Below are 15,349 nucleotides of genomic sequence, written 5' to 3' on the forward strand. Positions count from 1 at the left end.
TAGGCGCTGGTGATGTAGCCAAGCTCGGTCGTCCACATGCCGGACACTTCGTCGAGGGTGATCACGTCCGGATTGGTGCGGCCGATCAGGGAGAGCACTTTCTTCGGTGTCGGGTTATTGAAGCGCAGATTCATCTGCAGCAGGCTGTAGACGGCCTGATCGGCGGGCTTGGCAACCGCGGGCAGCGGCCAAAGCCTCGGCAGGGCGCTTGCCGTCGTGGCCAGGCAGGCGATGGCAAAGAGCAACCCCGCTGCCGCTTGCAGCCGAAATGAGCTGGCGAGCAGCGGCAATGCCAGAAGCGCCATAAGCACGCTGAGATGCGTGCGGAAATGCGAGAAGGAATCGAAAGCGGGGTGCAGCGTGCCGAAGAACCCGGCCAACAGCGCGGCCGACAGTGCCGTCATCGCCAGGAATGCCAACCCAGCCGTCATTTTCAAGCGCGCGCCTGTTGTCATTGAGGTCGTGTCTGCTGAATGCCGCCTGACGATCCGTTCGATCTGCTTAGCGGCCAAATTGCGGCCTGAGCAAGACGACCAATTGCCTCGCCGAGGCGTTGCGGCCACCTACTGGAACGCTGTCTCCGAAAAGCTGCGGAGCTTGCGCGAATGCAGCCGCTCCATCGGCATCTCTGCCAGCTTCTCCATCGCCCTGATGCCGATGGTCAGGTGTTGCGCCACCTGCCGCTTGTAGAACTCGGTCGCCATGCCTGGCAGTTTCAATTCGCCATGCAGTGGCTTGTCGGACACGCACAAAAGCGTGCCGTAGGGCACGCGGAAGCGGAAGCCATTGGCGGCGATCGTCGCCGATTCCATGTCGAGCGCGATGGCACGCGACTGCGACAGGCGCTGCACAGGTCCGCGCTGGTCGCGCAGTTCCCAGTTGCGGTTGTCGATGGTGGCGACCGTGCCGGTGCGCATGATGCGCTTCAGGTCGTAGCCGGACAGGCCGGTGACTTCGGCAACCGCCTCCTGCAGAGCCACCTGGATCTCGGCCAGCGGCGGGATCGGCACCCAGACCGGAAGATCGTCGTCCAGCACGTGGTCCTCGCGCACATAGGCATGCGCCAGCACATAGTCGCCGAGCGCCTGGGTATTGCGCAGCCCGGCGCAATGGCCGAGCATCACCCAGGCATGCGGCCGCAGCACGGCAATATGGTCGGTGATCGTCTTGGCGTTCGAAGGGCCAACACCGATGTTGACCATGGTGATGCCGCCATGGTTCGCCTTTTTCAGGTGATAGGCCGGCATCTGCGGCAGACGCTGTGGTCCAACGCCTTCGCTCGGCGCGCTTTGTCCGGCCTTGGTCACGACATTGCCCGGTTCGACGAATTCCACATAACCGCCGCCGCCCTTCTCCATCAGGTCGCGGGCGCGGGCGCCGAACTCGTCGATGTAGAACTGGTAGTTGGTGAACAGCACGAAATTCTGGAAATGTTGCGGGCTGGTCGCCGTGTAGTGCGTCATGCGGTGCAGCGAGTAGTCGATACGCTGTGCCGTGAATGGGGCTAGAGGTCTTGGTTCGCCGAAGGCCACTTCGAACGTGCCGTTGGCGATCTGATCGTCGGTGCCGTCGAGATCCGGCACGTCGAACAGGTCGCGGATCGGCCGCTTGATGCGCTCCGCGGCGGCGCCGTCGACGTAAGTCCCCTCCAGGAAGGCGAAATGCAGTGGAATGGGAGTGGTCGATTCCGAAACCGTGACCGCCACGCCGTGGTTGCGCATGATCAGGCGAAGCTGTTCGATCAGGTAGTTCTCGAACAAGTGCGGCTGCGTGATCGTGGTGGCGAAATGGCCGGGCGTCGGCATGTGGCCATAGGCTTGGCGCGAGTCGACCTGGGTGAACGAACTCGTGGTGACGCCGATCTCGGGATAGAAGGCGCGGTAGCGCTTGCTGCTGTCACCGCCGGCTGCCAGGGCGGCGAAGGAATCGCGCAGGAACTTGGTGTTGCGGTCATAAAGCAGTTGCAGTGCCGCGACCGCTTTGGCCGCATTGTCGAAGCTTTGCCGGCCAAAAGGCTCCGGCATGACGACCGATTCGATGGCTTGAGGGTAGATTCGCTTTTCCATGGCTCAATATAGAGACTCGGACGAGCGGTTGGGAGGGGTGTCGCTGTCGAAGGCGCACAAAGCGCCATTTTTCTTTATCCCCGCTGCAGACTGACCAGCAGCACGAAGCCGACGCCGGACTTCTTCAGGGCCGGAGCCTCGATCGTCGAGCCGGCGTCGGCGCGCATCATCGGCACGGCCAGGACCGGAGCGGCCAGGACCATCAGGATAAGCGCCGCCCGCGGCAGAAGCCGAAGGGTCTTGAGAGCGTTGGCGGCGATGCGGTTCATGATGTCTGAGCTTTTCTTTTCGAGGTCTGGTTTCTTTGGTTCAGTTGCGAAGGTGGGTGGGGCAGGCGAGGCGGCATGTCCTGGAACTGGCTTCGTCCCAGGCGCGGGGGGAACGGCCCGCTTCGGCGACGAGGATGGCGAAGAACATTCCAAACAGGCTCATCAGCAGGCAGACGATGGTGAAGCGGCGAGCAAGCATCGGGTGGTGTCTCCTTCAACACGCGGGAGAATGCGCCAACGCCTCTGAACCGGCTCTGATGCCGACGTTCATCTGCGGTTCAAAATGATTGACGGGATCCGATCCGGTCGCCGCCGGCCTGATATGGCCATCGGCGGCAGGGCAATAGCATCAGTGCTTGGCTGCCGATGAAACGAAAACGGGGCCCGCCAGGCCCCGTCATCATGTCGCAAGGATATGGTCGATCAGAGCTTGTGCCAGACTTAACTTTTATTGTACGGAATGCGTTGAGTGCATAGCTGGAACGCGGCTTCGAGCCTGTGATTTTGATACGGACAAGGGACTTTCCGGGAGCGCTGGAGGCCTTGTGTTGCAAGGCGTTGCGCCTGCCTTGGTGTGCCCGAGAGCGCAAGCATTTGTACCAATCATGGTACCGGCTCGGGGGGAAATCGCCTGTGCCACTATACGAAAAAGCCAAACAGATTTTTCACAAAATAGGTCCAGTGGCTTTGGTCGATGCACCGCCGATCAACGCTGAACCTTGCTTGTCTCGGCAATGATTTTAGGGTTGGCACCAATCGCTATCGTGTAGCTGAAGTTTGCCACGCCTTTTGCCTGCTTGTGTCTCGGAAGGCTGCGCACAATCCAGTCGTAGGTGCCCGACACCATGCAGCGATCATTGGCGCAACTGACCATCAGGCTGTTGTCCCGCACGTTGTAGCCCCGCTCGGGCCATCGCTGGAAGTAGGTTCGCTTGTCCTGGATGATCGCGTTCAGGTCCGTCAGTTTGCCGTAGTAGTCCACGGTTGGCGCGTAGGAGGTCTGAACTTCAGCCAGCGCCATTTCGGCGTTGTCGCCGTGGTGTTCTATCAGTCCCTTGATGAAGGCGACCGCAGCGCTCTCAAGCTGTTGCTTGGCGTTGGCGTCGAGTGCGGGCTGGGGGTCGGGCCTAGTCGGTACCTGGGAGGTGTCCACTGATGACTGCGTTACTGCGACATTGGTCACCCGCAACTCTACCATTTCGCTGGCCGAGAGGTACCTCATGTCAGACTTGTCATAGCTTAAGGCCAATTCCATGAGCTTGGGGTCCACTCCCATCTCGCTCATGTAGGACATGATCTGTGCCGTTCCGGCCTGAACGCGTGCCACTGCCTCATCGGTGGACATTCCGCTATCGGGTGTGAAAGATGACCGATGAACGCCAATGGAGCCCGGGTCGGCAACGCGACGAACCCCACCGATAAAGGCCAGTGAACAGGCCGAAACGCACTGCAATTGGCGAACCTGGAGTGTATCCAATCCGGCTGCGCGGATCATGCGCCCCAACTGAATTGCGCTGCCAACGTTGCCGCCAGGGGAGTTGAATACAATTACCTTGGCTCCGCTGCTTACTAAGGCGGCGGTGAAGGCGCTCAGAGGCTCACTGTCGCCGAATTCACCGGAGACAATTAGAAATGGCAGCTGCCCAGGGGACGAAATAGGCGTGTACTCTAGGGCCTCGACGTTACACGTCGCGGCAGCGACAATTGATCCAATTGCTAAAACTAGAGAAACTACACGCACAACCTGATAGAGCCCCAACCTGCCTAACAGCAAGTAAGAACCTGTTGACGGGCTATTTCAAGGGTCAACTGTAAAAGATCGATTCGTGGTCAAGAAAGCTCGGCCATGTCATTCGCGCTATCTCAAAACGTGAATAGAAGCAACTGCGTCAGATCAGGGAGTAGCTGACGGGGACAATAGGCGTGGCAGGGATTGTATGACGTTGGCCACGTTTTCCGGTTGATGCTGAGCCTTTGTGTATCCGGTCTCCTGCGGCGAGAAGATGCAGGCAGCCGCGTGGGTCAACACAATGTCACGACTCTCGGGCCCCTTGGCCGCATCACCTAACGCAGTGAAGGTGAGCAGGGCGTTGTAACGGTGGCGATTAACAATGGCATTGTGCTTATGAGCCAGAAAATTTCGGGCGCAGAGAAAGAGCATGTAGGCTATCACGCCAAAAATAAGGACTTTGCTGAGGCCGAGTTGAAAGGCGTCATAGGGACCCGTGGGGGCCAACCATGTCCATTTGTGAATGGTTGCTGAGATCACCGCGTACGCGCCAAGACCGACAGCTACCTTTACGGTGAGGGCTTGCCATTTCTTAGCTTCGTCCTCGTGAAGGGTTCCTTCGGTTTGGAAGTAGATTGCCTGTTGCGAAACGCCTTGTTCCAGCGCCACTCGACGCACCTCATCAAGAATGCGCTTCGCTTCCTCCTGTTGGGTCACTAACTGGCTGGTGGCTTCGTCGGCCCGGTCTTTTGCCGCCTGAACGGCAGCACGCGCCTCCCGCTCTAGCGCCCCAAAATCGCGCAGTCGGGACGACGTATAAGCAATGATCGGCGAAAGGCCCGTGAAGAAAGGTTCAAACTGCGTTTTCAGATTGCTGATTAAGTTTGTGCGCTGTGCGTAGCTATCAGATTTCTTTGGGTCGAAATTCAGTATCTGTTCAAAAAGGCTGTAGGCCGTGTCGGCTTGTGACTTTATTTCGCCAATCTTCCCTGGAGGAAGCTCTTTTAGATACTGAATTGGGATCTGCCTGAAAAGGCTTATGATACGCTCTGCAGGATCCACGGCGTCCAGAAAGTTAAGTTCCGAGCCTAGCGCATCGACGCGGGAAAGAGCTGCACTATCGAAGTTCTGTATTCTGCTGAGCGACTGCTCGGCTTCCTGTAGTTCTGATTCTGCCATTTTATCCTCCCCGATTGGCAGAAAGCGTATCACTGGATGCATCGGCGTCCAAGCTGGGTATGGTCTTCCAATGGCGGTTCGATCTAGATGCAAGAATCTGACTTTGCTGCGGCAGACAGGCATTCGCCTCAACGCTAGCTTATTCCGTAAATCCATCGCACATTTCCTCCATGTGCAATCTTTACAACATAACCACATCGCAAGAGGCCATCCGACAGTGGACCGGCACCTTGCGGGACATCTCGGGCAACCTTGAGCCGTCCATTGACATTTACCCCAATCAACTCGGCCCGGTGGTCCGCAATGCGGCAGACGGGCAACGTGAGGTCGCCAACCTCCTGTGGGGAATGCCGTCACCGCCAGAGCGAGTGAAAGGCAAAGCCGACTACGGGACCACCAACATTCGCAAGACCAACTACTTTCACTGGCAGCCGTACCTCGGTGTTGAGCATCGTTGTGTGGTGCCGGTGACCAGCTTCGCGGAGCCGAGCCCGACGCCGAACGACAAGGACCCCGAGACCGGCATTCAGAGGAACTACTGGTTCGCCTTGAACGAGGAGCGCCCGCTGTTCTTCTTCGCTGGTCTATGGACCCCCTGGCATGGGGTGCGAAAGGTAAAAGACGGTCCCGGCGATCATGAGGTCTATGGGTTCCTGACGACCGAACCTAACGCCCTGATCAAGCCGATCCACGAGAAGGCGATGCCGGTGATCCTAAGAACGCAAGAGGAGACGGAGGTGTGGCTGACCGCGCCATGGTCCGAGGCGAAAAGGTTACAGCATCCAGCGCCTGACGACGCCCTCGCGATCGTGGAGAAACCCGCCACACAGATTAAATTCCCGCCACAGGGTCCGGTACAGGGCTCACTATTCTAGTAATACGGCCACTACCAAAGCGGCTGGACGTCACTGCATCCGGTCTACTCTGTCGATTGGACGTCTCCTGAAGGGGGCCGATCATTGCGCGGCTCCACCAGCACCAAGCGCCACATGACGTGGTTCACCTCTTCGCACCCGGGACCGTCGCAAATGAAATAGCCTGCTTTGTTGCGAGCCAAATCAAATACGGGGCGCTCTGCGAGATTTGCCGGATAGGCACATCGTTTGCAGTTGATTGTAATCGACCGGCGTTTGAAGTTTATTGCATCGCCTTCGAAAACGGCGTCCCAACGTTCTGTGCATTCGGGATTGATGCAGTTTACCGTTTGCCCATCTCTAAGGAGGCCCGAACGGCGCTTGTTCGAAGTCCCACAATGGCACTCGAAATGAACAATCTCGCCAACACCGCTAGAAATGAGTGTGCCCGAGGCTAACCGTTCAAGCTCGGTGACCGCCTCTGAAACCTTGCGCTTCAAGGCGTCTGTCTCCCCATAAGCCACAACCCTGTCCGACGCAGATCGCGGAATCCTGACGTGCAAGAACGACGAAAGGGCGTTCCACAGCTTTCCAAGTTTGTTGGCATCAAATCCTATCTGGGTTCCAACGGGAATGTATTCGTATTTCTCGTAGTCTTCGCGCGTTTGCTCGCCAATAGTCTCATCGGTTGGAGTTGTTGAAATGGAAAGAGTGAACGTAGTGGCTACGTTTGCGTCCACGTCCTGAATAAGACGCTTTACGACGTCTCTCGGCTGCCATTTTGTCACGTCATCATGAGAAATGTAATCATGGGAAATCTTCAATCGATCATAGCAAACCATCTCTATCGCCAGACGACACTCAAGGGCGGCGTAAGTTAGACTCTCGGCCGTATCTACCCTAACAAGGCGCTGAATAGTTTCGATGTGAGGTCGGAGCCAGATCATTCTTCAACGATACCTATCAGAAGCCGATCCCTTTTTAGGGGGGACACGAGATTTAGCACGGCATTGCCGTAGTCGACAGCTTAGGACGGTGGCGAAAGCCTTAGGTCGGCGAGAACAACTCGGGGAAATCTCTATCGTGCTGTCCCCCGATGTAGCAGCAATACCGACCTTTAAACCCGATCTCGCTGAGGAGGATGCGGGTGATAAGCTCGCGAACAAGAATGATGCTATCCCAAATGTCGATGCCGTCCGGCAACACGCCGGTATGCACGATCGTGTTTCTCAACTTCACGAGCGCGGCTGTCGTCGTAAGAGGGAAGTCGCGCCGTGAAATCTGGTAGTGATCGAATAGAGCGTCGATCTTCTCGGGCAGGGTCTTCTTGTTGTTGCCCTCAATCCGCTTCTTGAAGATGTCCTGCTGAACGGGGGTAAGGTCCGGGTGCTGATCGACGACTTCCATGAGCTTTTGCCGGAGTATCTTGAAGTTTGCCTTGGGGATAACCGTTCCCTTTTTCTCCGGCAGTTCGCTTTCTATGATCGTTTCCAGCGCAGTCATCGCGGTGAGAAAGCGCACCTCATCGACCGTTGTGCCGCTTTGCATCCATCGAAGCGCGATCCAAACTACCTCTGACACTGGTCCTCGTTCAAAAAAACGGGTCACCAAGGCGGCTATGATCGGGTCGTGATTCAGGAAGTGCTGGACAGAGAACTCCTGCCGGTATCCCGAACCGGCGTAGAAAGTGGCAGTGAAGGTGTCTCCCTCGACATGGTCCAGCCTTGGCGTCTGGAGGCGAGCGCCATGAGCGAACGCGAGACCTTGGTGCATGTGGCGAAGAAACTGATCTGCCTGGGTGACCCAATGGGCGTTAGGCGCCTCGATCGGTGCCCTGATTGTCACGCAACCGGACATCTCATCTGTTGGGAAACCCTTTGAGGCACCCCAAACAGCCAAGGTTCCTAATGGGGTCTCGATAGGTGAGTTCCGAAAGGAGGAAAAACCGCGAAACCATAATCTAAGGATCGGTTTCGGCGTCTTTGCTTTCATAACTTGCGTGATCTTGGCGGACAGATAACTCACCTCGACAAAGTGGCCCTCGTCGCTGACTTGATACCCCGCCATCGACAACGTATCTGAGCTGATGCGGTCTCCGCCTTTGCTGCGTGCGTCGAGCGCGAAGCGTTCGCTTGGTTGACCCGTCTTGCCCATGGTCTTCGCTAGGATCATGAAGCTGCGTCCGTCCAAAGCATCGAACTTGAAGCGCAGCCGGCAGTCGGCTTTCGCAGAGAGCGTGAAGCGGACATCCACAGCCTGGTCCCCGACCGTCAACTTTCCGCGATAGCGCTTCTTCTTCAGCACTATGGATTGGTCGGCGTTTCGTTGACGCTGCCGGGCTGGTTGCGAGTCTTTGGCCATGCTTGTCCCTCGACCTGTACTACACGACCCTTCCCCGCGATCCAAACTTGCCTCGATGTGCTTAGTCGGTCTCCGTCCTCCAGATCACCCGCCGCACCGTCCTGATTTCTGCAAGCCGCGTAATCCTAATGCCCTGCCGTTCCCGTGCGGAAGGGTTTAGTGTCTCCGCATGCATGTACTCGTTCTTGCCGCATCGGTTGCAACTCATTTTGTTGCCGACCAACTCGGCCTCGGTATCCCCGAAAATTTCCTTGAGGTCACTCGGCAGATACCAACGCTTGACGTTGCAAAGCCCGCAGCGGACCAGCACAAGCTGCCCAATCTCGTGGGCATTGCTGAGCTTCCATGCGCCTCCGCGCTTTCGTCTTCCACCAGTATCGGGCATGGCCCAAAATAGGAACAAATTCCTCCATCCGTCAATCCGCCCTTGACATTTGTGTTCTCCTTTTGTTCACTGGAGGAATGAAGCGTTTGGAGTGATCGCCATTGACCACATTGTGACACTGGACAGCCGGCAAGAGGCTGCTCTTCAAGCCGTCGCTGACAAGTTCGTTGCCGTACACAAGGGCAACGTCATGAAGGCACTTAAGGAAATGATCGTCCTCAACGGCCGCCTTCAGGACCAGTTGGACGAGCGTTCAGCACCGCGCCGACGGCAGGGATGACAGCCGTGAGTGACGAAATCAGGCTTCCAAGGCCCGAACACGTCACGGTCTCTGGTATTCAGCATCATTGGTGCGAACGTCCTGGCTGCGCCAAGAATGCTGGCTGGGGCTTCGCGAAGCCTAAGCAGGCGTCGCATTGGTTCTGCTTCGAGCATCGCGATGACGGCGAAAGATACCTGTGAGGCAGAGCAATGCCACCCGAGCAACAGCAGGTTGATCCCTCCACCACGGAGTTGGAGGCTGCGGCTGATCAGGCCATAGCGACCTGTGGCGGGGATGCCAGAGAGGCAGTGAAGGCGCTACTCGTCGTCAACGCGTCTTTGGAGCGCGAGGTGGCTTTGTGGGCTCCTGCGGTGAGCTTTGGGTTCAGCCGAGGGTGGCACAGACGAAGGCGCAGCGGGACCGATTAACGATTGGCCCAATGAAAGGCATCAACATGTCAGAGAGTATCGTTCCGCAGCAAAAAGCGCCCAAGCTGATCGTCGTCACGGCCTTTGACCGCGATGAGACCGGCGACCTCCAGCCAGTCTACGGGCCAGCCGAGCAGCAGACCGAGGACAGGGCCATAAGGACCGCGAAGGGATTGGCGGGGAAACATGCCGGTGTCATTGCGTGGTCGCGAGAAGCCAACCCGGCGCTTGGCGAATACGGCGAACCGACGACGCTCTTTGTTGGCGGCGAGGTGCCGGACATGGAGTGACAGAGCGATCTGGCCCTTCCCAGGCAAATTCGCTTAGGATTGATAGTTTTGGGGGAGGGGGCTGATGGACACTGTCTTTTGGAACAACGCAATCACAATGGGTGTGGCACTTCTGGGCGCTGGGCTCGGGATTATGAACACCTGGCAGGCGATCAGTGCGGGTCGCGTCCGACTACGTGTCAAGCCCGCGTACGCGATGGGAGTTCCAGGTGGTGAAATAATGTTCTCGATTGAGGTGGTGAACTTGAGCAATTTCGCCGTGACGGTCGACGAAGTTGGTTTCACACTGGACGGCAACACCATAAAGGACAGGACCCGAGCAGCGGTCTCTATGCCCATCCTTATAGACCGCAAACCGTGGCCTCGCCGCTTGGAAGCTCGCGAATCTGTCTCCGCCTACTTCGATCCACGAGAAATGGCTGGCGGCCGAAATCTCGGCCAAGCCTACGCCAGAACTGCGTGCGGTGAAGTTCGATACGGCTCTAGCCCTGCTGCCAAACAGTTGCGTGACATCGCTACATGATCCCCTGCATTTGCCTCCACTAGCGGAAATTTTCCGACACCGGAACGTCTCCGTAGGAGCCTATTTTTTTTATTTTCGATCTGTGAAAAATGGGCATCGGCAATCAAGCCTAGCTTTGGAAAGCCGAGACCATGACTAGCTACAAGATCGTATTTTTTGGAAAGCACGGACAAGCTGTCGAACAGCGTGTTGTGAACTGCGAAAGCCACTGGGAGGCATGTAAGTGGGGGTGGAAGCACATGCCATCGAGGGCGCATGACTTCCACGCCGAGGAAGCATCCTTTGAAGAGAAAGTTCAAACGTCTGAAGCAGAGGAAGACGAGATCATCCTGAAGGCATTTCACGTCCTCAGGAAGCGGGCAGGGCTGACGCGGCCACTACCCCGCAGAGATTGATCGACGCCCATGCATTCGGCGTAACGAAAACGCATGGGCACCCAGACGGACCCGCGCTCCCTCCCACCTCCTCAAACCGAATTTGAGATACGAAAGAAGGGCAGGAAGGAGCGCGGGAAACTTGATTGTCTGTTATTCGGCGGTGGCAATCTCCAACGCACTCTTGTGTTCCGTCAGATCGGCATCGAGCAGGGCATCGGCGGTGTCCGTCACGTCGATCTCAAGGCCGCTGAGTGACGGAAAGAACGAGTCCAGTTCTGTCTGAGTTACCTTTGGTGCCCCGGCGATCAAACTGCGCTGCGGCTTTGTCTCAGCGGTATAGGGCAGGCCTGTCTCTGGATCATGGGTGCCCTTCTGGACACCCAGCTGCACTACTGCCCATTCCATACGGCCTGCGCGGTCGGCAGCTGCGGCAAGCTCGGCATGGCCGGGCCTGTCCACGCCATGAGAGCGTGTCCGAACGTCAACCTTACGGATGGCCTCGCGGACCAACTGCAGGGCCTCGCGTTCGTGCTTAAGTTGGCGCTCAAGTTCCTGGCGCTGGGCGACCAGCGAGGCGTTCTCCTCGGTCAGCCGGGAGACCTCGGCATTGAGCCTGCTGGTCTCGGTGGAGTTGTCGAGGGTTTCGAGTTGGGCGAGGAGTTCCTCGCGGGTGATTGGTTTCTTTGCCATTGTGTTGGTTCCTTTCAAAAATCAGAATTGGAGTAGGGCGAGCAAGGTCGCGGATAGGGTTGCGAAAGCATAGGCGGTGCTGATGTAGCCGAGCATTGAGGGGCCTACTCAGTCGGCATCGGGTAGCGACTGCCACCAAAGGTCATAGGCATTCGCCAATCGGGCGGGGTCCAGCCGACCGGTCACCACATCCGAGACGATGCGGCGCGCCATGCTGTCGTCGGTACGGGTAGCCGCGTAGAGCATGGAACTCCAGCGTTCGCCCCCGATCTGCTCGGCTGCAATTGGAGTTGCCTCCATCACGGTTGTCTCGACAAGCGTCGATGCTGTTGCCGCGTCCAATCCGGTGGCCTCAGAGACACGGGCCAACGTGTCGTTGAAGTCACCCGTTTCAACCATGGCATCGACGCCAGCTTCAAAGGCCTCAGGCGTGAAACACTCGGCAATCTGGTCGAGGGTTTCGGACAGTGATGGTTCGAGGTCAGCGGTCTCGATCTCAAGCTCTTGCTGGAGGGCCTCAAGGTCTTCGTCGGAAAGTTGATCGATGTTGATGAGTTCACGGGGATCGTCGCCAGCCGGGATTGCGCGATGGTCAAGCGCGGCCTCGTTGGTCTGGTAGGAACCGGGAGCGCCGTGCGGTCCACCCAAGCCAAGCTGTTCGGCAATGTCAGCATCGACATAGGTGTTCAGGCCAGCAACAAACACCTTGCCCTCGGGGGCGGGACCGGCAGCGGAGCCACTGGCGTAGTTGGGGTTACTCGTGGGGTACCAACCGGACCTGTCGTCCATAGGATTGGGCATACGCATGGTTTCGGCAGCGGTGTGGTCGTAGTAGTTGGACATAGTGGGGTTTTCCTAAAGGAGTTTCGCGGCCTTGAGGGCCATTCGGGTGTAGTCGAGGAGGGTCATTGACTGACCGTCATTGGTGGAGACGGAGACGGACCAGAAGGCCTTGCCGTGTGTCTGCTGGGCGTGACGTACGAAGTCGCGGCCGAGGTGGCGATGGGTTGCCCCTGAGGCCTTCCTGACCAGCGTGGTTGTGCCGATGGTCTTGCGGAAGTCCCCCAAGAGGGCACCCGCGCGAGTCTCAAGGAACCGACTCCGGTTCTCCCATAGGCCCCCGGCCTGACCGGAATGGAAATAGACATGCATCCATCCCATGAGAGCCAACGCGTGAATGACCGCTTCGGTATAGGTGCGGCGATCTTTGTGTTGCCAGTTGGCTAACAGCCCCTTGGCCTTTGCGATCTGAGGCAACTTTGAATGCAGGTCAGACACGCTGAGGCAGAACGACGGCGGGAGAACCATGCGGTTCTCAAGGCCCTTGAGGTCCACCCCCACACGCGCGGCGAACCTGGGGTCGGTGTGCACGTAAAGGTCAATCGCCTTTTTGAAGATGGCCAGTTCGTTGCGGGATGGAAGGCGGGCCAAGGGATCACCCCGCTTGCTGGCGGCATCCCTGTGAGGACCACAGTAGCGGGAGACCCCGGAGCGTTTGCGGGTGCAGCCGGGGCAGTCGCAAGGTTTGGTCTCGTTGGTGATTTGGCGGCAGCGAAGTTGCCGAGCGTTGAAGACAGATTGGGCACCCACGCGCCAATCGCGGGGGCGTCCCGAAGTGACGGGAGATGCCATGGGTTCCTTGGGGTTACTGGAATGCGCCGTAGTTCTTGAGACCGGACGTGGCGACGTCCAAGAACGTGGTCATGGGGTTCATTTGCTGCTTGTTCAGTGCGTCCTGCGCCCCTAGCTGGTCAGCCTTGCCCTGCATGATGTAGTTGGCTTGAGCGCCCTCGCGCTGGTCCTTGGCGTTGGCAATTGACAAGGCGGATTGGCGGGACTGTTCGGCCAGCCTGAGACCCACCGTTCTGCCGTTCATGCCAGCGCCCGAGGCGATAGCGGTTGACTTGGCGCGGTCACCCTCAAGGGTAGCTTGATAGCCTTCCTTGTTGGCAGCATTGGCCTTGATAACGAACTCGTGTTCGTTGGTGGCCTGGGCTAGGTTGTAGCGCTGTTGGATGTTTTTGGAGTTGGCAGCGGCGGCGGATGCCTGACCGGCAGCGTTAGCGATCCCGGCAGCAATGCCGAGAGTGAGACCCAGATCGCAGATAGCGACCTCCTATGTGGTTGGTACGGGAAGCTGGCATCGAGATTGAACTTCGAGCCGAGCTTGTGGGGAACGCGAGTTCAACCCGAGTTCACATTAGCTGAACTCAGGGGTACTTGAGAGATAACTCTACTGGTAAAACCTCAAGGGAGAGGCCTTAAGGCAACTCAAGTTCCTTGAGGGTATCCAGAGGTATCTTAAGTTCCCCCCTATAGTCCCCCCAAAATGGGCGACATCGGAGGGAGGATTTCTGTCTTCGGCCTGGGGTTACGCGGCGATCCTTTCGGCCCCTACGCTGGCGAAGCCGTCAAAGGGACGGAACTTGATCCGTACCGCTGAGCGGTCCTGAGTGTCGACGACATCGTAGTCGGCCCAGTATGCCAGGGTTAGGTCTCGCTTGAAGACCGGGGCTCCTGCCCGTTGAACGCGGATGCGGGTCTCGGGCGGGTAGCCGAGGGTGTCTTTCAGGATGCGGCAGAGGGGACCGAGCGGGTCCTTGTAGGTCCGACGACCGAAAGCCTTGTCGGACGTGTCGATGAGTGTGCCTGAGGCCGGGTGACGGGCGCCATAGGAACCATCGAGTTCGATGGTGGTGGTGTGAAGGGACATGGAATGGCTTTCTTCCTGTGTGCGGTGGTGGCCACAACAGGGATTGGGTTGGTGCGGGTGGTGTAGGACAGCGGGCGAGGGTCGATGGCCTCTGAAACAGGGCCACCGCACACAGGGACGAGACGGGCACACAAAGGCGTCCGTGAATGAACCTGTCCCGCATGGGAACCAGTGGCGGGTAGTGGGTCAGTTTGAAATTTTAACCGTGTCCCAACCGGTCATTCAGCCAAGTCACGTAATGTGCTATGATTCGGCTAATGGGGAAGAAGGCGAAGCATAAGGCCAAGCAGGCGATCAATGCGCCGTTAGAGGACGGGCTTGAAGCGGAGGCCTCATACTATGCCCGCAAGGTCGGCATAACCAGAGACGAAGCCGCCAAGATTATCCGGGAAGCTCACGGGCCTAATCTCTCGATAGTCTGCAAGGAAAAGGCCAGATAGCCGCCTAGGCGAGCTGACCCACTACCCAGTGGCGAGCAGCCTTGCTTCCTGTGTGCGGTGGTGCCTTAGACGGGTCCCCGTGGGGTTGACTGGTGCAGGACAGCGCACAACTGGGTCAGCGCCCTTTGAGTCGAGGCACCGCACACAGGTTGCGAGCTAATTAGACGGGCTTGCCGTCCCGGAAGGCCCTGAGTTCATCGACCGAGTGGCGGCGGGTGAACCAATCGGGCATTAGGTCTTGGGTGTCCTTGGGGCGTCGGGTGCCAGCGGCTACGATGTCGGTGATCTGGTCGTAGTCCAGATAGACGGTGTCAGAGGGGAGCCACCCGAGGAGCCGGAAGGACCAGAGGGTCCCAAGGATTTCCTTGATAGCATCGACATGGATGCGGTGGTTGCATCGGACCCTTTCCATGTCCTTCTGGCTGCACCCTTCTGGCACCATTCCGCCCACATGAGCGAGGCGACGGGTGGCGCGGGTGATGCGAACGGGCAGGGGCGACGCGCGGCCCCAGTGACGACCGTGGGTTGGGAATGTGGCTGCAAGGGACGGCGTGGTGGGAGCGGCGCGCATGGCGTTAATGATCGCGGCGGTTTCCGCAGCGGGGGTATAGGTCATGGCTTCCTAGATGTTGTGGGTGGATGGCGTTAGTGCGCCAGATGTAGAAGGGCTACCCGGTGATCGCAGAAGGAACCACCAAGGTAAAAACAGGGAAGACAAGGGATAAAACAGGCGGCGAGCCCAGCGCGGAGTTTTGCTCGTATCTCTACGAGGCCTTAATTGGC

At 58.1% G+C, this 15,349-nt stretch carries 18 protein-coding genes and 1 pseudogene; 5 read left to right on the forward strand and 14 right to left on the reverse strand.

Going from position 1 to position 15,349, the window contains the following annotated elements:
* From AC07SZ_RS01445 to AC07SZ_RS01470, 6 genes and pseudogenes are all read right to left on the reverse strand, one after another.
* Window positions 1-431, reverse strand: a pseudogene (locus AC07SZ_RS01445) (endonuclease/exonuclease/phosphatase family protein); the annotation flags it as partial.
* 132 nt (window positions 432-563) lie between these two features.
* Complete coding sequence (locus AC07SZ_RS01450) at window positions 564-2,024, reverse strand: AMP nucleosidase (RefSeq protein ID WP_244493894.1); 1,461 nt, start codon at window positions 2,022-2,024, stop codon at window positions 564-566.
* Between the two features lie 116 nt (window positions 2,025-2,140).
* Window positions 2,141-2,335: a hypothetical protein gene (locus tag AC07SZ_RS01455; RefSeq protein WP_056563514.1), complete on the reverse strand. Its 195-nt coding sequence runs from the start codon at window positions 2,333-2,335 to the stop codon at window positions 2,141-2,143.
* Between the two features lie 40 nt (window positions 2,336-2,375).
* Entirely contained in the window at window positions 2,376-2,534 is a 159-nt protein-coding gene (locus AC07SZ_RS01460) for a hypothetical protein (RefSeq protein ID WP_171883323.1), read from the reverse strand.
* Window positions 2,535-3,041: 507 nt separating this feature from the next.
* Window positions 3,042-3,680: a hypothetical protein gene (locus AC07SZ_RS01465; RefSeq protein ID WP_494913053.1), complete on the reverse strand. Its 639-nt coding sequence runs from the start codon at window positions 3,678-3,680 to the stop codon at window positions 3,042-3,044.
* Between the two features lie 549 nt (window positions 3,681-4,229).
* On the reverse strand, window positions 4,230-5,243 hold the full coding sequence (locus tag AC07SZ_RS01470; protein WP_494913054.1) for a hypothetical protein: 1,014 nt from the start codon (window positions 5,241-5,243) through the stop codon (window positions 4,230-4,232).
* A 170-nt stretch (window positions 5,244-5,413) separates the two neighbouring features.
* Here AC07SZ_RS01470 and AC07SZ_RS01475 point away from each other — a divergent pair, with 170 nt between their 5' ends.
* On the forward strand, window positions 5,414-6,118 hold the full coding sequence (locus AC07SZ_RS01475; protein WP_494913055.1) for an SOS response-associated peptidase: 705 nt from the start codon (window positions 5,414-5,416) through the stop codon (window positions 6,116-6,118).
* A gap of 44 nt (window positions 6,119-6,162) precedes the next feature.
* Here the strand turns inward: AC07SZ_RS01475 and AC07SZ_RS01480 are convergent, their stop codons facing one another.
* Together AC07SZ_RS01480 and AC07SZ_RS01485 are read right to left on the reverse strand one after the other, a co-directional pair.
* On the reverse strand, window positions 6,163-6,939 hold the full coding sequence (locus AC07SZ_RS01480) for a hypothetical protein (protein WP_494913056.1): 777 nt from the start codon (window positions 6,937-6,939) through the stop codon (window positions 6,163-6,165).
* 205 nt (window positions 6,940-7,144) lie between these two features.
* A complete protein-coding gene (locus tag AC07SZ_RS01485) occupies window positions 7,145-8,458 on the reverse strand; it encodes a HEPN domain-containing protein (protein WP_494913057.1) in 1,314 nt (437 codons plus the stop codon).
* 476 nt (window positions 8,459-8,934) lie between these two features.
* On the opposite strand from AC07SZ_RS01485, the gene AC07SZ_RS01490 reads away from it, so the two are divergent.
* The 4 genes from AC07SZ_RS01490 to AC07SZ_RS01505 all read left to right on the forward strand — a co-directional run bounded on the left by AC07SZ_RS01490 (window position 8,935) and on the right by AC07SZ_RS01505 (window position 10,741).
* On the forward strand, window positions 8,935-9,123 hold the full coding sequence (locus tag AC07SZ_RS01490) for a hypothetical protein (protein ID WP_494913058.1): 189 nt from the start codon (window positions 8,935-8,937) through the stop codon (window positions 9,121-9,123).
* A 436-nt stretch (window positions 9,124-9,559) separates the two neighbouring features.
* Complete coding sequence (locus tag AC07SZ_RS01495) at window positions 9,560-9,823, forward strand: hypothetical protein (RefSeq protein WP_494913626.1); 264 nt, start codon at window positions 9,560-9,562, stop codon at window positions 9,821-9,823.
* A gap of 64 nt (window positions 9,824-9,887) precedes the next feature.
* Window positions 9,888-10,346 carry a hypothetical protein gene (locus AC07SZ_RS01500; protein WP_494913059.1) on the forward strand — a complete coding sequence of 153 codons (459 nt, stop codon included), beginning with the start codon at window positions 9,888-9,890 and terminating at the stop codon, window positions 10,344-10,346.
* A gap of 131 nt (window positions 10,347-10,477) precedes the next feature.
* Window positions 10,478-10,741, forward strand: a complete 264-nt coding sequence (locus AC07SZ_RS01505; protein WP_494913060.1) for a hypothetical protein — start codon at window positions 10,478-10,480, stop codon at window positions 10,739-10,741.
* A gap of 132 nt (window positions 10,742-10,873) precedes the next feature.
* On the opposite strand, the gene AC07SZ_RS01510 is transcribed toward AC07SZ_RS01505, so the two are convergent.
* The 6 genes from AC07SZ_RS01510 to AC07SZ_RS01535 all read right to left on the reverse strand — a co-directional run bounded on the left by AC07SZ_RS01510 (window position 10,874) and on the right by AC07SZ_RS01535 (window position 15,182).
* Complete coding sequence (locus AC07SZ_RS01510) at window positions 10,874-11,413, reverse strand: cell division protein ZapB (RefSeq protein WP_494913061.1); 540 nt, start codon at window positions 11,411-11,413, stop codon at window positions 10,874-10,876.
* A 108-nt stretch (window positions 11,414-11,521) separates the two neighbouring features.
* Window positions 11,522-12,256 (reverse strand): hypothetical protein, encoded by a 735-nt coding sequence (locus AC07SZ_RS01515; RefSeq protein WP_494913062.1) that lies wholly within the window; start codon window positions 12,254-12,256, stop codon window positions 11,522-11,524.
* Window positions 12,257-12,268: 12 nt separating this feature from the next.
* The gene (locus AC07SZ_RS01520; RefSeq protein WP_494913063.1) at window positions 12,269-12,844 is read right to left on the reverse strand and encodes a hypothetical protein; all 576 of its coding nucleotides are present in this window, start codon (window positions 12,842-12,844) and stop codon (window positions 12,269-12,271) included.
* 214 nt (window positions 12,845-13,058) lie between these two features.
* Entirely contained in the window at window positions 13,059-13,289 is a 231-nt protein-coding gene (locus tag AC07SZ_RS01525) for a hypothetical protein (protein WP_494913064.1), read from the reverse strand.
* A 495-nt stretch (window positions 13,290-13,784) separates the two neighbouring features.
* Complete coding sequence (locus tag AC07SZ_RS01530; protein ID WP_494913065.1) at window positions 13,785-14,126, reverse strand: hypothetical protein; 342 nt, start codon at window positions 14,124-14,126, stop codon at window positions 13,785-13,787.
* 600 nt (window positions 14,127-14,726) lie between these two features.
* Window positions 14,727-15,182 (reverse strand): hypothetical protein, encoded by a 456-nt coding sequence (locus tag AC07SZ_RS01535; RefSeq protein ID WP_494913066.1) that lies wholly within the window; start codon window positions 15,180-15,182, stop codon window positions 14,727-14,729.
* Window positions 15,183-15,349: the final 167 nt, after the last annotated feature.

The organism is Mesorhizobium sp. GW821-FHT07A06 (assembly GCF_059419085.1).